The organism is Emticicia aquatica (genome assembly GCF_923079645.1).
GTDB lineage: Bacteria > Bacteroidota > Bacteroidia > Cytophagales > Spirosomataceae > Emticicia > Emticicia aquatica.
Genome location: NZ_CAKLPY010000001.1, coordinates 509282 through 530240, shown reverse-complemented (window position 1 = coordinate 530240; position 20959 = coordinate 509282). Strand labels below are relative to the sequence as shown.

Below are 20959 nucleotides of genomic sequence, written 5' to 3'. Positions count from 1 at the left end.
TAAAAAATCAATGCTTAGTCACAAAAGATTCTGGCCTACATTTTTGCTGCTATTCTCAATCATTAGCAATGTATTTGCCAATATTTCTCTCGAAAATCTGAAAGTAGATTATCAGGAAAAACCATTGGGAATTGATATCACAAATCCTCATTTTAGTTGGCAAATGATTGCATCCGATGCCAAACGAGGATACTCCCAAATTGCCTATGAAATAATCGTTACTGACGCTAAAAATCAAATCTTTTGGGATTCAAAAAAAGTAAATTCCGATCTTTCACACGGCATCGAATACGCAGGAATTCCACTAAAAGCAACTACTCGTTATACTTGGGAAGTAATCGTTTGGGATAATACCAAAAATGTTACGTCAAGTACTTCTTGGTTTGAAACAGGTTTAATGAATCCAAATCCCGATTTATCAGCTTGGTCAGGTGCAAAGTGGATTGGTGGCGGTGATGATGACTTGGTTTTTTATTCGCATTATTTATCTGTTTATAAATTTCAATATGGCATCCAGCTCGACAAAGCCTCCAACTCAACCAAAGCTGCTTTTGTTTTTGGCGGAAACGATTATCGTTTATTAGATAAAGATTTGAATATTCAAGGAGTAGAAAATACAACCAACCAAAGTTATGTGGCATTTGAACTGGATATTTCAAACGTTTCTGACGCTAACGATGGCGTTGCAAAATTAAATATTTATCGCGTAGGCTATGATAAAAATGATAGCAAAGAAACTCCAATCAAAAGCCTTGAAATTTCAAAAACGCTCATTAATCAAGCAAATAAGTTCGAAAAACATCTTTTTTTTGTAGAATGTAATTTTGGCATATTTGAGGTTTTTGTTGACGGAAATAAAGCCGAAAACAAACTTAAAGAAAAAACTGAAAGCAATACTTCACCATTTGCACCTCGTGGATTCAATCTAAATCCAGTTGGTAGTGGCAATAATTTTATCAGTTTTCCAATGCTCGCTGACATTGGTTTTCAAACAAACAATAACCAAATTGCTTATTTTTCGGATGTAGTAATCAAAAATTTTCGTTTTCCATCCAATACCTTATTTACTGAAAAATTATCTAATAATAATTATTCAGGCATTTTCAAATCAGATAAATTAACCATTGAAAACGGTAGTTATTCAATCAAAGGCGGAGCATTAATTTTAGCAAATCCGAGCAAAAATGCTGCCCCAATGCTCCGAACAACTTTTTCAACTCAAGCAAAACCAATCAAAAATGCTCGTTTATACGTTACTGCTAGAGGCATTTATGAAATGTATCTCAACGGTACACGGGTGAGTAATGACTATTTCAACCCAGGTTTAACGCAATACAATAAAAATCACATGTATCAGACTTACGATGTAACTGGTGCATTGAAAAGGGGCGAAAAAAATGCCATTGGAGCTTGGCTGAGTGAAGGATGGTGGAGTGGAAACATAACGTATAGCGGTGAAAGTTGGAATTATTTTGGCGACAGACAATCACTTTTGAGTAAATTGGTCATTACGTATTCTGATGATTCAGAGCAAGTTATCACATCGAACCCTACGGACTGGAAGTTTTTCAATGATGGTCCGATTCGATATGGCAGTTATTTTCAAGGTGAAGTTTATGATGCTACCAAAGAGGACTTAATTAAAGGTTGGGCAACTGCCGAATATAATCAAAACACCTGGAAAGCCGCTGTTGAAGTACCATTGGAAGGCACATCGTATCAAGGAACTTTCACAGATTTTATGGGCAGAAAATCGACTTTAGATTACAAAGACTTCAAAATCATTGGTCAAATGGGCAACAATGCCACCATCGTAAAAACAATGATTGCCCAAAAAGTTGAAGAAGTACGTCCAAAAGTTTTTGTGTATGATATGGCTCAAAATATGGTTGGTGTGCCTCAAATATTCATTAAAAATGGCAAAAAAGGTCAAGTAATTACGATGCGTTATGCCGAAGTAAAATATCCTGATTTGAAAGAATATAGTGCCAATGTAGGCATGATTATGATTGAAAATATCAGAGCGGCTCTCACACAAGATATTTATATTTTGAAAGGTGGCGACGAAACGATTCAACCACGATTTACTTTTCATGGCTATCGCTATTTGGAAATTACAGGAATCGACGAGGCTATTCCGACATCTGATGTGAAAGGATTAGTTATCAGTTCGGTAACAGAATTAAGTTCGGCCTACGAAACATCAAATGATTTGGTTAATAAACTTTGGAGCAATATCACTTGGTCGTTGCGAAGTAATTTTCTTTCTATTCCAACCGATACTCCTGCTCGTAACGAACGCATGGGTTGGAGTGGTGATATTTCGGTTTTTTCAAAATCAGCAACTTATCTTACCAATGCTGATTTGTTTCTTAGAAGACACCTTTTGGGCATGAGAGATGTTCAAGCCGAAAGTGGTAGATTTACCGATGTGGCTCCGATGGGTGGTGGTTTCGGTGGTACACTTTGGGGAAGTGCGGGTATTGTGGTGGCGTGGGAAACCTATCAACAATACGGAGATTTGCAGTTATTGAAAGAACATTATGATGCTATGAAACGATACATTGCATTTTTAGAAACTAAAATTGATAAAACAAATGGTATTTTGAACGAAGGACCTTTGGGCGATTGGTTGAGTCCAGAAGGCAATAAAAATGATAATACTTTATTTTGGATGTCCTATTTTGCTTATGATTTGGAAATTATGAACAAAGTTGCCTCGCTTCTAAATAAAACCGAAGATGCAGCCGCTTTCAAAGCAAAATACGCTGAAATTAAGAAAACTTTTAACGAAGTTTACGTTGATAAAACAACGCACAAAACCATCAAATCAGGCATTGTTGCAGCTCGAATGGGTCCTCCAAGTGAACGTCAAGTAGCAGTTAAAACGGATAAAGGCCAATTGATTGACACACAGGCTTCTTACGCTATTCCATTGGCTTTGGGTTTATTTAATGAAGAAAATAAGCCTTTTGCGATTAAAAATTTGAATGAAACTATTTTACGAAAAAACAAAGACGATGAAGGTGTTGAACGACCAGAATATTCATTAATGACTGGTTTTATTGGTACAGCTTCTATTTCGGACGCACTTTCTCAAAATGGCAATCATGCGAATGCTTACCGACTTTTACAACAAAAAAGTTACCCTTCGTGGTTATATTCGGTAGTTAATGGAGCAACTTCAATTTGGGAACGCCTCAACTCTTATACTGTTGAAAATGGCTTTGGTGGAAATAATAGTATGAATTCGTTCAATCATTATTCTTTTGGGGCAGTTTCATCATGGATGTATAATTATTCTTTGGGCATTCAAAGAAGTCCCGAAAAAGCCGCTTTCAAACATTTTATCTTAAAACCTACTCCTGACCCCGACAAAGTGATGACTTGGGCAAAAGGATTCTACGAGTCGGTTTATGGAAAAATAGCAAGTGAATGGCGTTATGAAGGTGCAAAGTTGATTTATAAAACTACAATTCCTGCCAATACTATGGCTACATTATATTTGCCAGCAAAAACCATTGTTCAAGTCAAAGAAAATGGCAAAACACTTACGCCTACTAATGGTATAAGTAATATTTTGCTTGAAGATGGTCAAGTAAAAATGACTTTGGCTTCGGGTGAATATAGCTTTGAAGTAAAATAACAACCATATTCAAAAAAGGCTGGCTATCAAATATTTGATGGCTTGCCTTTTATTTTCTACTTAAATCAATTAAAACTTTTAGAATAATTTGTACTAAATAAAATAGCAAATTCACAATGATTGATTTTGAATCAAATTGGCTTTTTTTTGATTCATAAGTTAATGAAATTAATCTGAAATTTGCTTTCCAAGATTCATCAGAATACACTTTAACAAAAGAGTGTTTTTGACTTTAAATTATATTTTCTAGTTCATTATAACAGTAAACGGAGACAGCTTTGAAAGTTGCCTCTATTTACTGTTAAATGACTATCAATATTCAATAGTAAATATTTTCTAGAAAAACAATGAAAAACTTCATTTTAACCTTCGTTTCGCTGTGTTTCTTACAAACACTAATGGCACAACAAAAGAAACAACCATTTTTGTGGGGTGTTGCAACGGCTGCTTATCAAGTTGAGGGTGCATATCAGACTGATGGCAAAGGAGAATCCAAATGGGATTTTCTGACTAATAAAGTAGGAATAACTCAATTTACGATTGGCGAAAAACAAACTGGCAATGTTTCTATTAATATGTACGACCGTACGCAATACCTCAAGGATATTCAGTTAATGAAAGAATTAGGTATAAATGCTTACCGCTTTTCATTAGATTGGAGTCGCATTATTCCTGATGGAACTGGTGCTGTTAATGAAGTAGCTCTCAAACATTATGATGTACTGATAGACGATTTATTGGCTGCGGGTATCGAACCATTGGTTACAATTTACCATTTCGATTATCCTGCTGTATTATTACAAAAAAGTGGTTGGGGTAATCCTGAAATGGCAAACTGGTACATTCATTATGCCACAACTGTTATCAAGCGATATGGACATAAAGTGAAGAAGTTTATCACTTTTAATGAACCTTATATTGAGTTTTTTCTTGTAGAAAATATGCTAAATGCTCAGGAAAACAAATTACCTGCAAAAGAATATTATATGAGTCAGATGCAAAAAGCACATCGACAAATGATGACAAATGCAACTGTTATAAAGTTTTACCACGATTTGAAACTTAATGGTGAAATTGGAATAGTCCTAAATCTAAATCCAGCTGCTCCTTGGGATGAAAAAAAATCAGCCGATGTAAAAGCGGCAAAGTTTCAAGATATTTTGATAAATGACCTTTTTTTAGACCCACTTTACAAAGGAAAATATCCAAAAATAGCATTAGATTCGCTCAAAAAATATAATCCAAGTTTCAAAGCAACTGCACAAGATATGGCATTTATTGCAGCTAATAAACCTGATTTTTTAGGCGTAAACTTTTATGCTCCTTCCATCGTAAAAGGCGAAGATACACCGATGTCATTAAAATGGTTGGACAATAATCCTGATGCTGTGAAATCGAATATAGGGCCAGTAAGACCTGAATATTTGTACAAAATATTGATGCGTTTAAAAAACCAATATGGAAATCCGAAGGTTTTTATCACCGAAAATGGCACTGGTTATGTTTCTGAGGATGTAAAAGTCGATAATAAAATCAATGACCCGATGCGTGCAGACTACATCAAACGCCATGTGGAATGGGCATTAAAAGCAAAAAAAGAAGGAGCAAATTTGAATGGATATGTAGTTTGGAGTGGTTGGGATAATTTTGAATGGGTAGCTGGTTATACTAAACGTTTAGGATTAATTTATGTCGATTTTGCAACACAAGAACGCACGCCAAAGCTAAGTTATTATGAATATCAGCAGATAATCCAAGCAAATAAAGGCCTGTAATTCTAACTCAAGAATAAGATAATAATGCAATATAGCATAAGTCAAGACCAAAATGGTACGCACCTCGACTGGCAACATAAAAACGTTTCCCCAGAAATGATAGATTGGTTTTGGTCAAATATGGAAAAAGGATTTTTACTTTGGCATCCAGAAGAACATGAACCGCTGCAATGGGTAATTCCACCCAAACACGGAAATTTAATTGGAGCAGTTCATATTGCTCCACAAACATGGTCGGACGGAAAACGACAAAATTTGTATATTCGCTTTGAAGATTTTAATTCAGTTCCCGATGCCATAAAGCAATATATCGAATATGACCATTGTATCATTGTGGCGGGCTTGGGTTTTGGCGAAGGAAGCTTGCATGTGAAAGAGCCCCTTGGCTATCGAATACATCAGTGGCAAAGTGATGTACAAAATTCTAATTCAGTAGGTGTGATTGGAAAATCTAACGCTTTTGGTTGGAAAAAATCTGAAAATCACGAACAAGGAATGATTTGGGCAAAACATGCAGGTACAGAAATAAGCAATTGGGGCTTGTTTTTACCTCAACTATTTGACCTATATAAAGTTGTAAAAAACACAAAATATAATCCTTTCATGGATTTGAGTGTGAAGAGAATTGACGGTGTATTACAATATAAAACAGCTAACTAAACCTCCTTTATAATCAACCATAACCCTAAACCTAATCAAACATGAAAAAAGGATTTTTCACCTACGAAAATGGCATCGTGCTACTTATGGCACTCACATTCGGCTGTTTATTTTTCGACCGTTTAGCACTCAATTTTTTGATGCCTTACGTAGCCAAAGATTTAAACTTAAATAATACCCAAATCGGGCTTTTGGCAGGTGCATTATCATTAGCTTGGGCATTTTCGAGCTATTTTTCAACTGCTTGGGCTGAAACTAATAATAGAAAAAAATTGGTTTTCATTGCCGCTGTTTTTACATTTTCACTCTGCTCAGTTGGATCTGGTTGGGCTGTTTCATTTGCTACTTTGCTCTTTGCAAGACTCGTAATGGGTTTCTCAGAAGGGCCTATCATTCCATTGGCTCAAAATTTCGTTGAAAGAGAATCTTCTCCCAATCGATTGGGTTTGAATGCAGGTATCTTGCAAGCTTTTGGTTCAGCTTTGTTTGGGTCAATATTAGCTCCTGTAGTTTTGGTACAAATTGCTGAAAATATCGGTTGGAGAAATGCCTTTTTCGTGGCTGGTATTCCAGGTTTAGTGCTTGGTTTATTAGCATGGAAATTTATAAAAAAATCAACAGCAGAAAGTACAGTTTCTAAAGAACAATCAACCACTAATTTTACAGAACTTTTACAATACAATAATATTAAATGGGGCATTGGAGCAGCTTGTTGTGTTTTTGGTTGGTGGTTTGCCACTTTGCCTTTTATTTCAAATTATTTTGTTAATACTCAAGGTATGTCAGCCGATGAAATGGGAAAAACGATGGGACTTTTGGGTGTTTCGGGGCTTTTGTCTTCAATTTTTGTTCCAGCACTTTCAGATAAAATCGGACGTAAAAAAGTATTAAATATTTTTATGATAATAGGTATATTTTATCCTTTCGCAGTTTATTATTTAGCAGGAACGGTAGTTCATCTTCCAGCGATGTTTCTTACTTATTTCATGATGGGATTGTTGCCTATTGTAGCCGCTGTTGTGCCTTCTGAATCTGTTCCTGACCATTTAAAAGCCAAAGCAATCGGTCTTATCACTGCTATTGCCGAAATTGTTGGAGGTGTACTTATTCCAGCTATTGCTGGTATTCTTTCTGATAAAATCGACCCTTCGGCTTTTCTTTGGGTTGCAGCTTCTTTGGCTGTTTTTGGGCTTTTTTTTATCTCGAAACTACATACTCAATCACCCAAAAAAGTATAATTTCATATAAAATAGGTTTTGAACAAATAAATTAAAACAATGAAAAAAACATTTATAGCATTTAGCTTTCTATATTTTTTAGGAACGCTTGCTTTTGCCCAAAAAAAATGGAGTGAAACGCCTAAAGGAACTTTTAATCTCGTCGAAAATCAAGGAGGTCAAACCCTCGGTTATTCACCAATATCTGGCATTAAATTGCTAACAATCAATGGATTTGCCTTCAAAGATTTGAATAAAAACGGTAAACTTGATAAGTTTGAGGATTGGCGGTTACCAGCCGACTTACGAGCCAAAGATTTGGCTACTAAACTTAGTGTTGAAGAAATTGCAGGTTTGATGCTTTATTCTGCTCACCAATCCATTCCAGCAAGAGCAGGTGGTTATTTTGCTGGTACATACAATGGAAAACCATTTAAGCCAGGAGAAACTGACCCAAGTGATTTGACCGACCAGCAGAAAAAATTTCTTAAAGAAGATAATCTTCGCCATGTATTGATTACGACAGTTCAAACACCCGAAATTGCAGCTCAATGGAACAATAAATTACAAGCTTTTTGTGAAAGCGTCGGTTTCGGGATTCCTGCCAATAATAGCACAGACCCACGCCATGCAACAAAATCAAAAGCCGAATATGATGCCGCTGCAGGTGGAGAGATTTCAATGTGGCCTAGTTCGCTAGGAATGGCTGCCACTTTCGACCCTTCTTTGATTCAAAAATTTGGACAAGTTGCCGCTGCCGAATACCGAGCTTTGGGTATTACAACAGCCCTTTCGCCACAAGTTGATATTGCAACCGAACCACGTTGGGCGAGATTTAACGGTACTTTTGGAGAAAGTCCTTTACTTTCGGCAGCTATGGGTCAAGCTTATTGCGATGGTTTTCAAACTTCACTCGGAAAAAAAGAAATTGCCAATGGTTGGGGCTTTGGAAGTGTCAATGCAATGGTAAAACATTGGCCAGGTGGTGGTTCTGGTGAAGGTGGACGAGATGCACACTTTGGCTCAGGTAAATTTGCGGTTTATCCTGGTAAAAATTTCAATGCTCACATGATTCCTTTTATTCAAGGTGCATTCAAATTAAAAGGCAAAACACAAATGGCATCTGCCGTTATGCCTTATTATACCATTTCTTGGAATCAGGATATAAAAAATGGCGAAAATGTAGGTAACAGCTACAATAAATACATTATCAATGACTTGTTACGGACAAAATACAAATATGATGGCGTAGTTTGTACCGATTGGGGTATTACATCAGAACACAAAGTACTTGACCAATTTTTGGATGGACGCCCTTGGGGAACCGAAAATTTATCTGAAATAGACCGTCATTATAAAATTCTAATGGCTGGCGTTGACCAATTCGGAGGAAATAATGATGCTAAACCAATCATTGCAGCCTATAAAAAAGGTGTTGAGCAATTTGGAGAAGCAAAAATGAGAGCCAGAATGGAACTATCAGCAGTACGATTATTGAAAAATATCTTCCGAGTAGGTGTTTTTGAAAACCCTTATTTGAATCCAGAGGAAACAAAAACAATAGTTGGTAAGCCTGAATTCATGAAAATTGGTTACGAAACACAATTAAAATCGGTAGTAATGCTTAAAAATCAAAGCAATACTTTACCGATTAATACAAAAAAGACGGTTTATATTCCTAAACGTTTCAGTCCAGCAAGTCGTAATTTCTTAGGTATGGAAACGCCTGCTTCAACTGATTTGCCAGTTAATTTAGACTTAGTAAAAAAATATTTCAATGTTACCGAAAATCCTGATGAAGCTGATTTTTCTATTGTTTTTATTCTAAATCCGACTGCTACAATTGGTTATGATAAAGAAGATTTGAAAAAAGGTGGCAATGGTTATTTCCCAATCAGTTTACAATACAATGATTATACAGCAACCGAAGCTCGTGAAAAAAGTATAGCTGGTGGCGACCCACTAGAAAACTTTACTGACCGTGGTTATAAAAACAAATCAACCAAAACAGCTAATATTACTGATGCTCAATTGGTTGTTGAAACGAAAGCAAAGATGAAAGGCAAGCCCGTAATTGTATCAATAACCACTTCAAATCCAATGGTTTTTGGTGAAATTGAAAAAGATGCTTCTGCTATTCTGGTTAATTTTGGCGTACAAGACCAAGTTCTTTTTGAAATTATTTCAGGAAAATCAGAACCATCCGCACTTTTGCCAATGCAAATGCCAATTGATATGAAAACTGTAGAAAAACAAGCAGAAGACGTGCCTTTCGATATGAATGTTTACAAAGATTTGGCAGGAAACAGTTACGATTTTGGCTTCGGCATGAACTGGAAAGGAGTTATTAAAGATGGAAGAGTTTTAAAATTCAAAAAATAGCTTTTATTCTCAAAACCAAAAAAGCGACAAGTCATTATGACTTGCCGCTTTTTTTATCAATCCAATTATTAATATCCTGGATTTTGAACTAAAGATTTATTGGTATCAATTTCACGTTGTGGAATCGGAATAACCAATTTATTATCGCTAAATGTTAATGTACCTACATTTTTCTTAAGACGTTTGGCATCATGCACTTGTTGGCCTTCAAATGCTAATTCTAATTTGCGTTCTGCTAAAATTGCATTCAAATCAGCCGATGCTAATGCACTTGCACCTGCTCTTCCACGAATAAGATTAACATCGTCCAATGGCTTTGCACCAACACTTGTACCCAAACGTTGGTTAGCTTCTGCACGAATCAAATATACTTCAGCCAATCGAATTACTGGCACATCTCCGTATTGGTCTAAGAATTTTGCCGTGTAATTATTATTTGAAGCCTTTACGAAGAAAGAACCACGTGTATCGCCTGCTGAGTATAGTGCAAGATGTTTCGCTTGGATACGAATATCTCCACGCCCTTGAAAAGTTGATGGAGCATAAAATGTATTCAAATCATTTGAACCATCTTGGTCGGTAACAATAATTTTGAAAATAATTTCGCTATCATTTGTTGCATCATCAAAAGCCTCACCAAAAGATTCTGTCAAGGCAAATTGATCGCTAGCAATTACTTTATTAGCAGCATCACGGGCAGCAGCATAATTACCTTGTTGCAAATATACCCTTGCTAAAATTGCTTGAGCAGCATTTTTTGAAGCAAAACCTGCATTTGTAATATTTCCTAACAAATTTTCTGCTTTTGTTAAGTCTTCTAAGATTTGTGTATAAACCGCAGCAACAGTTGCTCTTGAACGGTTATCTTCAGGGCCAACTACACGAGTAGGAGTTGTAACCAAAGGCACACCCAAATTTGTGTTATTATCACCATCGCCCCACGCTTTAGCCCAAAGTCTTACTAAATCAAAATAGATTAAGCCTCTAATAAAACGAGCCTCTCCTTCGATACTGCTTTTCTTGCTCGCTTCTACTTTATCAAGCGAAGCCAAAACATTATTTGCACGATTAATAGCGTTGTAAGCCTGTAACCACGATGCTTGTGTTTGAGTATTCGTGGTTGTCATAGTTTTACGCCATAATTCGTCCAAAGTAGAGAATGTACCGCCAAAACGAACTTCGGCTTCATCCCCTAATAAATCTCCAGAATATTGGATTGCACCACCATAAAGGTTGTTACTAGCAAGTCCGTCATAAGCCCCAACGAGTGTTACCTCTACATCTTGCGAAGTAGCAAGTGCCGTTGATTCTTCAATTGATTGTGTTGGTTTTACATCTAAGCGGCTATCACACGCTGTCATCAATGCAACAGATGCTCCAACAAATAGCCAATTTTTTATATTTTTATTCATTTTATCAAATTGCTTTAAGTAAATTAATAAAGAGTCTTGTTATGCTTTTTCAAATTTAATGAGACATAACCTGCTAAATATTAGAAACTAATGTTTAGTCCACCCATGAATGTTTTTGCTTGTGGAGTGGTATAAAAATCATACCCCAAAGCAATATTAGTTACTACATCATCTGCATTTACTTCAGGATCCCAACCAGAATACTTCGTAAATGTCAATAAGTTTTGTCCAGTAAAGAACAATCTAACATTGCTTAATTTCACTTTATTAACTAGCGATTTTGGCAAATTGTAAGCAAGTGTTACATTACGTAAACGAACATAAGACCCATCTTCAATGAAACGGCTTGATGCTTGAGCTCCATTATTGAAGAACAAACGAGCTTGTGGAACTTTCGTATCAGTATTTTGAGGAGTCCAAGCTGCTAATTGATTTACCGTTTGGTTATCTTCAAAACGACCATTTGCAGAAGAGAAACGACCTACACCGTAGAAGTTAAGTTTATTTCCAAATACTCCGTTAAAGAATACACTTAGTTCAATTCCTTTATAGCTGAATGTATTTGTTACCCCAGCAACCCATTTTGGAAGTGGACTACCAATAACAGTACGTTGAGCTTTGCTATAAGTATTTGTAGTAGAGTGGTCGATTGTTCCATCGCTGTTTTTGGTGTTTTTGTACCAAAGAGCATCGCCATTTGCAGGGTCAACACCAGCGTATTCAACTGTAAAGAATGTACCAAGAGGTTGTCCTTCAACGGCACGGCTCATATTAGATAAACCGCCTTCAATCACTTGACCTTGCAAATCAGTGATTTTATTTTTGTTTGTTGAAGCATTCAAACTTGTTTTCCATTTGAAATCTCCTACTAGGTTCTCTGTATTTAATACAAATTCAAAACCTTTGTTAGTCAATGCACCAACGTTTTTAACTTGTGTAGCAAAACCAGTAGTTCCTGGAACGTTTACATTTAACAATAAACCTGTTGTATTTTTTTCGTAATAATCAATTTCTCCATTGATACGGTTATTCAAAATACCAAAGTCTAAACCAAGGTCAATTTGTTGCGTAGTTTCCCAACCTAACGATGGATTAGCTAACTGTGTAGGGCGTTGTCCTGGCAAAGCACCATAACCAGCATCTCCAGTAAATAAACCTAATTGCGGGAAGTTACCAATCTCAGCATTTCCTGTTTTACCCCAACTTCCACGTATTTTCAAGAAGCTAATTAGTTTAACATCTTTCAAGAAACTTTCTTCAGAAAGCACCCAACCGGCCGAAACCGCTGGAAAAAATCCATAACGATTATCGGCACCGAAACGCGATGAACCATCAATACGAGCACTTAAACCTAACAAATATTTATCGTTAAATTTATAGTTAACACGTGAGAAATATGAAGCAAAACGATAGTCAGATTGTGACGAGCTTGCATCAGTTTTACGAGCAGCACTTGCAATCATACGATACGCATCCGATGGAAAATCTTTACCTTCAGCAGCATTCGTTTTTGTTTGAGAATTTTGGTACGATAAACCAGCCGTAGCATTAATTGTATGCTTACCAAATGTATTATCATAAACAAAATAATTGTTTGTATTATAGTTTTCTACTCTCACAAAACGATTATAGCCATATCCTTGTGGAGCACCGAAGTTACGTTGAGTTTTGCTGTTATAATATTGTTCTTCTTGTTGATTCAATAAATCTAAAGCAAATTCAGTACGGAAACGTAATCCTTTCAAGAAAGTATATTCTGCAAATACATTACTGATATTACGGTGAACCGTAGTATTATAGTAAGCATTACCGATATTAATCATACCATTATAATAAACAGGAATCGAAATATCTCCTGGAGGTGTACCTACTGGAAGGCCAGTTGTTGGGTCAGTTGAAGGTGTCATTGGTGGTAAAGCCACTAATTGCAATGGATTGTCAAACTGACGGTCACCAGATACACGCTCATTTAATGAACGAGCAACACTCATATTCATACCAACACTCAAACGTTCGGTAACTTTATGCGTTAGATTCATACGTCCAGTATAACGATTGAATCCATTACCTAAAATAATACCTGTTTGGTCAAGCAATTGTCCTGAGATAAAAAATGTTGTTTTATCCGAACCACCGCTCAAATTCAAATCATATTGTTTTGAAGGTGCGTTTTGGAAAGCTAAACTACCCCAATCAGTATCCGCTTGGTTTGAAGTGCCTAATGTCCCTAAACTTTGCGTGTCAAAGAAACTTTCCATGTATGATGTATATGAATCTGGGTCTTTAGTATCATAGCCATCGATTGCATCTGAGTTTGCAGCCGCAACACGATAAAAATCAATGTATTGTTTAGTATTCAGGAATTTCAAAACTTTGGTTGGTTTGCTACTTCCATACTGCATTCCGAACGTAATTTTAGATTTGCCTGATTTTCCTTTTTTGGTAGTAATCAAAACAACACCATTGGCAGCTCTCGCTCCATAGATAGCTCCCGCAGAAGCATCTTTCAAAATCTCAATTGATTCAATATCTTGTGGATTGATATCAACTAATGGGTTTGTACTTCCACCACCGATTCCAAGATTACCTTGAGTCAACGGAATTCCGTCCAATACATATAATGGTTCATTAGAGGCCGAAACAGATGATTGTCCACGTACACGAACCTGAATCCCTTGAGCTAATTTACCTGTACCTTGGTTAATTTGAACACCAGCAGCTTTTCCTTGGATGCTTTGTTCAAAAGTCGTTACAGGCATATCTTGAATATCGCTTGCTTTAATTTTAACGATATTACCAGTCAAATCACGTTTGATTTGAGAACCATATCCAGTTACAACCACTTCATTAAGCGATTTAATATCTGAAGTAAGTGTAAAATCAATAATACTTCTATTGCCAACGGTTTGCTCTACATCAGAAAAACCGATAAAACTAACTAGAAGTGTAGCATTTGCCGACGTAGAAATCTTGTACATTCCTTTATCGTCTGTACTCGTTCCTTTTGTTGTACCCTTAATCGTGATTGATACTCCAGGTAGTGGACTACCATCTTCGCTCGATGTAACTTTCCCCGTTACAACAACGTTTTGTGCATTTCCCCAAAAAGAAACAAAGAGGAATAGACAAGCTAATGAAACTCGTAAAAGTTTGTTCATTCGTAGTTTTAGTTTGTTATAAAATTATTAATTTGTTCACCTTAAAATTAATCAATAACTCATGCAAATTGTTTGATTTTATGAAATAATAATTTAAAAAAAACATTATTTACAATAAAAACTCAATAAAATGCAAATATTTATGATTTAATTATAAGATGTGACTTTAATCAGGTACGTTAGCTAAATCAATAAAGTTGCAACAATCAAATTTATTTTACGACCATAAAATCTCAATTAATTATTCCACGATTGCTTGGTTAACAACAAAAAAGAGGAGACAACGATAAAAACGCTGTCTCCTCACCTATTCATCAACTATTTTATTGATTGATTGCTGCCACCACTCCTACTTTATCAATGTAACCTACATTTGTCCAAGTAAGCGTTTTATTTTTATACATTTGTAAAACTGGCAATGCGTCAATTTTTAACTCCTTACACAACGCCTGATTATCATCAGCGTTTACTCGAACTACAGTAACTTTATTGGACATTTCTTGGGTAATTTCATCCAAATAAGGCTTCATTTTCTGACATGGGGCACACCAATCAGCATAGAAATCAATCAAAACTAACTTGTCAGAATTGAGTAATACTTCAAATTGTTGTTTGGTCATTTCCAAATTTCTGCTTGTTGTAGCGGTTGTTTCAGGCAAATTTGCTCCTCGCCATTTCATTATTCCTCCGTCCAATTCATATACTTCTTTGAAACCATTTGAACGCATAAAACTAGCAGCCGATGAACTTCTTCCTCCACTTAAACAATACACAAAAACTGGCTTTGATTTATCCAAAGAATTTATTTGTTTATCAAAATCATTGCCACGCCAATCAATATTTTGGGCGTTTTGTAGATGACCTTTAGAAAATTCATCTGGTGTTCGAACATCAACAATCACGGAGTTTGCATTGGCTTTTATTTTCGCCGAAAATTCGTTGGCGGCTAAATTTGTTTGGCCATTTTGCGACTGACCATTTGTACAACTATTCAGCAAAAAAGTAACAGTTGCTAAACCAATAACGATATATTTTTTCATTCAGTTTAAGTGTTTTTGAATAATTTGTTCTAAGTTTTGAACATTCACCACGCCTGATTGTCGCCACATAATTTCTCCATTTTTGAAAAGAATAAGTGTTGGAACGCCTTGAATTCGATACTTAGCGGCCACTTGTTCATTTTTATCAACATCAATTTTCAGTATTGTAGCGTTGTCACCGATTTTGGATTTCAAATCTTCCAAAATCGGCTTCATCATTTTGCAGGGTCCGCACCATTCGGCAAAAAAATCAACCAAAGTAGGTTTATTATTATTGATTATTTCTGAGAAAGTTGCCATTTTTAAAATTGAACATTTGTTATCATTGAAACTTTCGACTTGATAGAATTTGAAATCAAACAAGCCACTTCTGATTTTTGGAGAATCCGCTCCGCTCTGTCTTTATCCGCTTCTTTTGCAATCACTAAAATTGGTTCAAGAAGAACTTCGGTCATCAAATATTTTCCTTCGATTTGCTCTAATTTTCCTTTTGTACTGCAATCAAAACTCACAAATTCTAGCTTTGAATTTTCGGCAACTGCCAAAAAAGTAGTCATAAAGCAGCTATTCACGGCCGCTGTCAATAAATGCTCTGGCGACCAAATATTTGCCACCCCTTTCGGAAATGGTGGTGGTGTAGCGATTTCAATATTATCTTGTAATTCGGGAGATGAAATTTCTCCTTTTCGGTCAGTAAGCCAATGAAGGTTTACATTAAAAAAATGTGGTTCCATTTTATTTTGCTTTTAACTCTTCAAATTCAACTTCTTCTATTTTGTCCAAATTTTTTTTCGTTGAAGTCGGTACAGCACAGCCATTTGCTCCGCAACAACCTGTATTTGTTATTGCTTGAAACAAAAATATGGCCGCAATAATACCCGAAAGCGGGTCGTGCATCTGGAATGCAACGGTGGTCGCATAAAGTCCCATTCCTAATCTTAGCCAACGCATCACGTGCCAGTTTGTCAATAATATTTCTTTCGCTATCATAATTTGTATTGAAGGCCGCCCCAACTACCGCCATTATAAACTTGTGTATAGCCTTTTGAGCTTAATATACTTTTGGCCGAAGCACTACGCATACCTGATGCACAACAAGTAATGATTGGTTGATTTTTATCTTTCAATTTGCTCAAATTATTGGCTAAAGTATCAACCGAAATATTGATAGAACCTTTGATATGCCCTCCAGCATATTCGCCTTTACTACGAACATCCAAAATGATTGCTCCTTGTTTTACTAATTCGGCGTAATCTACTTTTGGGCCAAATCCGAATAGGTTTTTAATTGTATCTAACATATTTATACTGCTAATGATTGATAATAATTTACGTCTAACCACGAACCGCCATTGTGACAGTCGACACCCATTTGTGATAAATAACGGTAGGCTTGTCCACTTCGATTACCCGATGCACAACATAACACCAATGGAGTTTTTAGTTCCTTCATTTCTTCAACTCGTTGAGGAATCTCATTTAATGGGATATTAATTGCTCCAGCCACATGTCCGCCACGAAATTCTTCGGGTGTTCGCACATCAACGATTGTTCCCTGTTTTTCTTGAATTATTTCTTCGATATTCATTTTTAATCTATTTAAAGTAATGTTAAATTCTATTTGTTAAGTTGATTATCAAATACTTACATAGTCAAAAATTATTTACTTTTCCAATCATACAGCTTCCGTAACTTTTCAATTGTAAAAGCAAACCATTTTTTTCAGTTGCTTCTGGGTAACCCAACGAATAAAGTTTCTGAGTAATATTTGATCGGTCGATATTTTCATAGGTAACATTTACTGCATTTTTTTCTACATCAACCGCTACGTTTGAAATCCCTTCAAGCAACATCAGTTCTTTTTTAATTGTACTCGCACAGCCATTGCATTTTAAGTTAGCAATGATTATTTCTTCCGTTTTCATCATTCTTTTTTAAAAATATTGATAAATAAACTTCCCATCACAGCACCGTACAAAGTACTATTCAACGGCTTGGACGTAATCGGACAAGTGCCACTCGCACAACCCACATAATAATAATATAGATAACCGCCAATTGCTCCAATGACAACACCGACGATAGTTAATTTATTTCTATTGATAATATTCATTTACAGACAAGTCAAAGGTTCACTTCCCCATCATGTAAACGCTGGGGTTAAGCCATAAAAAATATAATTGCTTATTTTTCTTTTTTTCTGGTTGAAATACCAAAGGGCAAATACAACGGACAGAAACTCATAAAACTCGTTAGGATAAACGCACCAGCAATTATTAACAATACAATTGCGGCAGTACCTGTGATTTGGTTGGTAAAATATAATCCAGTGATTACGATTGCGACAAGAATTCTAATGATTTTGTCAACAGTTCCCATGTTTGCTTTCATTTTTTTGAGGTTTAGTTTTAGAGAAAAACAAATTGATGGTACAAATGTCAATCATTAAAATTTGTTATACAGCAACAAATGTTACACAAGCGAAATTTTATTTCGACCGAGTTTCAGCAGGCCTTTATCTTCCATTTGTTTGAGGAGGCGTGATACAACAACTCTGGCAGTTCCGAGTTCGTTGGCGAGGTGTTCGTGCGTTATTTGGAGTGTTTTTGTTTTGGTTAATTCACATCTTTTTTTGATAAAATTGAGCAATCTTTCATCCATTTTCTTGAAAGCAACGTCGTTAACCACTTCCAATAATTCTTCAAAACGCTTGTGATAAAGACGAAAAATATAATCGAGCCATTCTGGATTTTCTTTAATAAGCAGATTTACTTTATCAATCGGAATAAAAAGTATTTCAGTTTCTTCTTCTGCAATTGCTTTTATTTTGCTTGTATCATTATGAATTCCACCCAAAAAAGACATAATGCAACTCTCGCCAGGATTGATATAATACAATAATATTTCTCTCCCATCGTCGTCCGTTCGCATCACGCCGATACACCCTTTTGTCACAATCGGAATCGCTCGGATGTAAGCATTTTCATTTAAAATAACGTCTCCTTCTGAAAAATTCTTAGCAATGCCATACGCAGAAAGTTTTTGTTTTACTTCATGCGATGATTTGAATTCTACTAAATTATCGAGTTCCATCAGTTTTTGAGTAAGTATTAGTTTTACAAATATATAAAATTCAAAAACTATTTGTTTTTTTCATTTTCTTACCTTTCCCCAACCAAAGTAAACTATTGATAATCAATTGATTCTGCGTTTCATTGGCAAATTGAAACGATAATTCCTTATTAGTTTTATGTTCATAATCAATATCGTTATGCCCCATATTGACGTATAGCATTCGGTATTTTTTATTTGTCCAAACCACAGGATAATCGCCGCTGTGCCAAATTTCATGGGCTTTTGGACCCGTTCCTAGTGGAAAACTCATTGAGTCAATAGAAAGAAGTACTTTTATGTATTTATTTTGGCGTAAATCATTTTCCCATCTATACCATTCATTTGGCGAAGATTTAAAAGTTTCTGGAAGATTTTTGGTGGCTGGATGCTTTCCGTCTTCAACCCTTAAAATTGCCGAAGTTGGTCGCCACGTATTGCTTTTATACTGCCCAGAACCCAAAAATTGATTATGATACCAATCCCAATCTTGATTAAATTTTGAATTATTGAGTGCAAAACCTGCAAAATGAAAACCAATCCATGCTCCGCCATTATTCATATATTGTTGAAAAGCTTCTCGATGAGATTTTTTTTCGGGGCGTGTATCTAAAAAAAGTACAACTTGATAGTTTGCTAAAAATTCTGCATTCAGATTTTCCCAATTATTAGTTGAATCATACGAAAAATTGTATTTCAAAGCCATTTCTGGAAACCAACGGTTTGCTTCATGAACAAAACTGATATGGGCTTGGTCATTTTTGGCAGTATAAAAAGCAATAATTTTAAATTTTGTTTGATTATTTTGAGCAGATAAATTACTGATTATCAGCAATGTAAAAACAATTTCAAGGAATATTACTTTTAAATTTTTCATAGTTTTGGTTTTTCTCCAAATATAAAACCAAAAAATATATTATTATGATAAACACCCTTTTATTCCTTCTTTCTTGAAATGACAAAAATCACATGAGAATAGTTATCTTTGCCTAATAAAACGCACTGCATTTATGCCTGTTATTTTAGAAAAAAAATACAAAAATGGTTGTTACTTAGCTGTTTGGAAAATTGCCGAATCGCACGATGAATTACAAGCGATGTTGCCTTCCGAAATTTTAACTGATGCAGAACTAGCCAATATTCATCATCCTCAAAAACAGATTGAGTTTTTTTGTAGCAGGCTCGTTATAAAACATTTGGCCAATTCACTCAACATAAAATATTTAGGCATAAAAAAAGACGAATTCGGGAAACCATATCTTGTAGGTTGTAATTGGCAAATGTCGATAACTCATACTTCGAATTACGTTGCAGCCGTGATGCACCCAAATGAACCACTAGGAATGGATATGGAAAAACCTTCGGAGAAGATTCGTAGAATTTCCCGTAAATTTTTATCCGAAAAAGAAATAATAGAAGCCAATGATGACCTAGAAAAACTGTGTATTTATTGGTCGGCTAAAGAATCACTATACAAACTTTATGGCAAACGAAAAGTAATTTTTAATAAAAATCTATATATTTATGCCTTTCAAAAAAATGCAAAAGAAATTGTCGGTAGGCTTAAAATCAACGAAATCGACGAAAACTACCTTATTTTTATCGAAAAAATCGACGATTTTATTCTTGTCGTAGCAGGAAAATAAGTCAATTATGAAATTACTCGCAAAATAGCATCAATTTCTTTAGCTCTTTCGAGGTCAGAAATTTTCTCAAAAGACACAACTAAATTTCTCAAAACTCTTAGCACAATATCCAAATTGGTACAAGGTTGATAAAACGAATCTTTCGGTTGTAAGTGCATCTGTTTGATGTAATTTCCGATGTCAATTTTTGAAAAAATTAATCCCCGATTAAAAATATTGATATAAAACTGCATTTGTGGTGTTTTGTAAGTAAGTACAAACAAACTTGGCAAGTTTACGCCATAAATGGGTAATCCTAAACGCTTTGCGACCAATAAATAAACAACACACAATGAAATCGGATTTCCTTTTTTTAAGTCAAAAACCTGATTCAACATTGAGTTAGCTACTGAATGAAAGTTTTTTGTATTGGGCAAATATTTATGTTTATCGTAAAAAACTTGGTTCAACACCCTAATTTGGTCGTGTGGGTGCATATCTTCTCGAAATTCCAACCAAGCATCAAAATAAATATCATTAATGGATTGACGTAGTTTTTCGATATTTAAGTCAGGATATTGATAAGTTGCAATAATCCACATAGCTTCCAATAAATCTTCATATCCTTTATTTTTCCATTCAGTTAGACGGCTAATTACCAAGTTAAATTGCAAATTGTGGATTAAATCTTCAATCCTTTTTTGCAAAACGGGATTCAAGCCATTTCCTTGCCAATGGTCTTCAAGAAGCGGAATAACAGCTTCACCAAGTGTACGCAATCGGCTTTCGACATGTTGTACTACTTCATTATCTTCATCATCAAGAAGTGTAACCAATGCTTTTATTTCAGATTCATTCATGCTAACCTTTGGGTCTTTTGAGAAATTTGACGCTATTTGATGGTCTATATTCGCCTAAACAACTGATAAGCAG

Annotated in this window: 20 protein-coding genes; 6 read left to right on the top strand and 14 right to left on the bottom strand. The window is 35.4% G+C overall.

Annotated elements, in window-relative coordinates; all coding sequences use genetic code 11:
- The first annotated feature begins 10 nt into the window (after window positions 1-10).
- The 5 genes from MJQ71_RS02250 (at window position 11) to MJQ71_RS02230 (ending at window position 9680) form a co-directional block, all read left to right on the top strand.
- Entirely contained in the window at window positions 11-3646 is a 3636-nt protein-coding gene (locus MJQ71_RS02250) for an alpha-L-rhamnosidase (protein ID WP_238804095.1), read from the top strand.
- A gap of 347 nt (window positions 3647-3993) precedes the next feature.
- Window positions 3994-5421, top strand: coding sequence for a glycoside hydrolase family 1 protein (locus tag MJQ71_RS02245; protein ID WP_238804094.1), 1428 nt, complete (start codon window positions 3994-3996; stop codon window positions 5419-5421).
- Window positions 5422-5445: 24 nt separating this feature from the next.
- Window positions 5446-6081, top strand: a complete 636-nt coding sequence (locus MJQ71_RS02240) for a hypothetical protein (protein WP_238804093.1) — start codon at window positions 5446-5448, stop codon at window positions 6079-6081.
- A gap of 41 nt (window positions 6082-6122) precedes the next feature.
- A complete protein-coding gene (locus MJQ71_RS02235) occupies window positions 6123-7319 on the top strand; it encodes an MFS transporter (protein WP_238804092.1) in 1197 nt (398 codons plus the stop codon).
- A 39-nt stretch (window positions 7320-7358) separates the two neighbouring features.
- Window positions 7359-9680 carry a glycoside hydrolase family 3 protein gene (locus MJQ71_RS02230; protein ID WP_238804091.1) on the top strand — a complete coding sequence of 774 codons (2322 nt, stop codon included), beginning with the start codon at window positions 7359-7361 and terminating at the stop codon, window positions 9678-9680.
- 68 nt (window positions 9681-9748) lie between these two features.
- Here the strand turns inward: MJQ71_RS02230 and MJQ71_RS02225 are convergent, their stop codons facing one another.
- The 13 genes from MJQ71_RS02225 to MJQ71_RS02165 form a co-directional block, all read right to left on the bottom strand.
- Window positions 9749-11092: a RagB/SusD family nutrient uptake outer membrane protein gene (locus MJQ71_RS02225; protein WP_238804090.1), complete on the bottom strand. Its 1344-nt coding sequence runs from the start codon at window positions 11090-11092 to the stop codon at window positions 9749-9751.
- A gap of 80 nt (window positions 11093-11172) precedes the next feature.
- Window positions 11173-14250, bottom strand: a complete 3078-nt coding sequence (locus MJQ71_RS02220; protein ID WP_238804089.1) for a SusC/RagA family TonB-linked outer membrane protein — start codon at window positions 14248-14250, stop codon at window positions 11173-11175.
- A 323-nt stretch (window positions 14251-14573) separates the two neighbouring features.
- Window positions 14574-15290 carry a thioredoxin domain-containing protein gene (locus tag MJQ71_RS02215; protein ID WP_238804088.1) on the bottom strand — a complete coding sequence of 239 codons (717 nt, stop codon included), beginning with the start codon at window positions 15288-15290 and terminating at the stop codon, window positions 14574-14576.
- Complete coding sequence (gene trxA, locus MJQ71_RS02210) at window positions 15291-15590, bottom strand: thioredoxin (RefSeq protein ID WP_238804087.1); 300 nt, start codon at window positions 15588-15590, stop codon at window positions 15291-15293.
- A gap of 2 nt (window positions 15591-15592) precedes the next feature.
- Window positions 15593-16024 carry an OsmC family protein gene (locus MJQ71_RS02205; RefSeq protein ID WP_238804086.1) on the bottom strand — a complete coding sequence of 144 codons (432 nt, stop codon included), beginning with the start codon at window positions 16022-16024 and terminating at the stop codon, window positions 15593-15595.
- A 1-nt stretch (window position 16025) separates the two neighbouring features.
- Window positions 16026-16280: a hypothetical protein gene (locus tag MJQ71_RS02200; protein ID WP_238804085.1), complete on the bottom strand. Its 255-nt coding sequence runs from the start codon at window positions 16278-16280 to the stop codon at window positions 16026-16028.
- Window positions 16277-16591: a rhodanese-like domain-containing protein gene (locus MJQ71_RS02195; RefSeq protein WP_238804084.1), complete on the bottom strand. Its 315-nt coding sequence runs from the start codon at window positions 16589-16591 to the stop codon at window positions 16277-16279. Before MJQ71_RS02195 ends, MJQ71_RS02200 begins: the two co-directional genes overlap by 4 nt.
- A gap of 2 nt (window positions 16592-16593) precedes the next feature.
- Window positions 16594-16878 (bottom strand): rhodanese-like domain-containing protein, encoded by a 285-nt coding sequence (locus tag MJQ71_RS02190; RefSeq protein ID WP_238804083.1) that lies wholly within the window; start codon window positions 16876-16878, stop codon window positions 16594-16596.
- Window positions 16879-16942: 64 nt separating this feature from the next.
- Window positions 16943-17218: a heavy-metal-associated domain-containing protein gene (locus tag MJQ71_RS02185; RefSeq protein WP_238804082.1), complete on the bottom strand. Its 276-nt coding sequence runs from the start codon at window positions 17216-17218 to the stop codon at window positions 16943-16945.
- Entirely contained in the window at window positions 17215-17403 is a 189-nt protein-coding gene (locus MJQ71_RS02180; RefSeq protein WP_238804081.1) for a DUF6132 family protein, read from the bottom strand. The genes MJQ71_RS02185 and MJQ71_RS02180 overlap by 4 nt, the downstream gene beginning before the upstream one ends.
- Window positions 17404-17474: 71 nt before the next feature.
- Window positions 17475-17681: a YgaP family membrane protein gene (locus MJQ71_RS02175; protein ID WP_238804080.1), complete on the bottom strand. Its 207-nt coding sequence runs from the start codon at window positions 17679-17681 to the stop codon at window positions 17475-17477.
- 81 nt (window positions 17682-17762) lie between these two features.
- On the bottom strand, window positions 17763-18383 hold the full coding sequence (locus MJQ71_RS02170) for a Crp/Fnr family transcriptional regulator (RefSeq protein ID WP_238804079.1): 621 nt from the start codon (window positions 18381-18383) through the stop codon (window positions 17763-17765).
- Between the two features lie 40 nt (window positions 18384-18423).
- The gene (locus tag MJQ71_RS02165) at window positions 18424-19278 is read right to left on the bottom strand and encodes a ThuA domain-containing protein (protein WP_238804078.1); all 855 of its coding nucleotides are present in this window, start codon (window positions 19276-19278) and stop codon (window positions 18424-18426) included.
- A 133-nt stretch (window positions 19279-19411) separates the two neighbouring features.
- Here MJQ71_RS02165 and MJQ71_RS02160 point away from each other — a divergent pair, with 133 nt between their 5' ends.
- Window positions 19412-20047 carry a 4'-phosphopantetheinyl transferase family protein gene (locus tag MJQ71_RS02160; RefSeq protein WP_238804077.1) on the top strand — a complete coding sequence of 212 codons (636 nt, stop codon included), beginning with the start codon at window positions 19412-19414 and terminating at the stop codon, window positions 20045-20047.
- Window positions 20048-20052: 5 nt separating this feature from the next.
- On the opposite strand, the gene MJQ71_RS02155 is transcribed toward MJQ71_RS02160, so the two are convergent.
- Window positions 20053-20886 (bottom strand): transglutaminase-like domain-containing protein, encoded by an 834-nt coding sequence (locus tag MJQ71_RS02155; RefSeq protein WP_238804076.1) that lies wholly within the window; start codon window positions 20884-20886, stop codon window positions 20053-20055.
- Window positions 20887-20959 lie beyond the last annotated feature (73 nt).

Coding starts and splice junctions, on each gene's coding strand:
- MJQ71_RS02250 (WP_238804095.1), top strand. CDS start 11: ATGCTTAGTCACAAAAGATTCTGGCCTACATTTTTGCTGCTATTCTCA.
- MJQ71_RS02245 (WP_238804094.1), top strand. CDS start 3,994: ATGAAAAACTTCATTTTAACCTTCGTTTCGCTGTGTTTCTTACAAACA.
- MJQ71_RS02240 (WP_238804093.1), top strand. CDS start 5,446: ATGCAATATAGCATAAGTCAAGACCAAAATGGTACGCACCTCGACTGG.
- MJQ71_RS02235 (WP_238804092.1), top strand. CDS start 6,123: ATGAAAAAAGGATTTTTCACCTACGAAAATGGCATCGTGCTACTTATG.
- MJQ71_RS02230 (WP_238804091.1), top strand. CDS start 7,359: ATGAAAAAAACATTTATAGCATTTAGCTTTCTATATTTTTTAGGAACG.
- MJQ71_RS02225 (WP_238804090.1), bottom strand. CDS start 11,092: ATGAATAAAAATATAAAAAATTGGCTATTTGTTGGAGCATCTGTTGCA.
- MJQ71_RS02220 (WP_238804089.1), bottom strand. CDS start 14,250: ATGAACAAACTTTTACGAGTTTCATTAGCTTGTCTATTCCTCTTTGTT.
- MJQ71_RS02215 (WP_238804088.1), bottom strand. CDS start 15,290: ATGAAAAAATATATCGTTATTGGTTTAGCAACTGTTACTTTTTTGCTG.
- trxA (WP_238804087.1), bottom strand. CDS start 15,590: ATGGCAACTTTCTCAGAAATAATCAATAATAATAAACCTACTTTGGTT.
- MJQ71_RS02205 (WP_238804086.1), bottom strand. CDS start 16,024: ATGGAACCACATTTTTTTAATGTAAACCTTCATTGGCTTACTGACCGA.
- MJQ71_RS02200 (WP_238804085.1), bottom strand. CDS start 16,280: ATGATAGCGAAAGAAATATTATTGACAAACTGGCACGTGATGCGTTGG.
- MJQ71_RS02195 (WP_238804084.1), bottom strand. CDS start 16,591: ATGTTAGATACAATTAAAAACCTATTCGGATTTGGCCCAAAAGTAGAT.
- MJQ71_RS02190 (WP_238804083.1), bottom strand. CDS start 16,878: ATGAATATCGAAGAAATAATTCAAGAAAAACAGGGAACAATCGTTGAT.
- MJQ71_RS02185 (WP_238804082.1), bottom strand. CDS start 17,218: ATGATGAAAACGGAAGAAATAATCATTGCTAACTTAAAATGCAATGGC.
- MJQ71_RS02180 (WP_238804081.1), bottom strand. CDS start 17,403: ATGAATATTATCAATAGAAATAAATTAACTATCGTCGGTGTTGTCATT.
- MJQ71_RS02175 (WP_238804080.1), bottom strand. CDS start 17,681: ATGAAAGCAAACATGGGAACTGTTGACAAAATCATTAGAATTCTTGTC.
- MJQ71_RS02170 (WP_238804079.1), bottom strand. CDS start 18,383: ATGGAACTCGATAATTTAGTAGAATTCAAATCATCGCATGAAGTAAAA.
- MJQ71_RS02165 (WP_238804078.1), bottom strand. CDS start 19,278: ATGAAAAATTTAAAAGTAATATTCCTTGAAATTGTTTTTACATTGCTG.
- MJQ71_RS02160 (WP_238804077.1), top strand. CDS start 19,412: ATGCCTGTTATTTTAGAAAAAAAATACAAAAATGGTTGTTACTTAGCT.
- MJQ71_RS02155 (WP_238804076.1), bottom strand. CDS start 20,886: ATGAATGAATCTGAAATAAAAGCATTGGTTACACTTCTTGATGATGAA.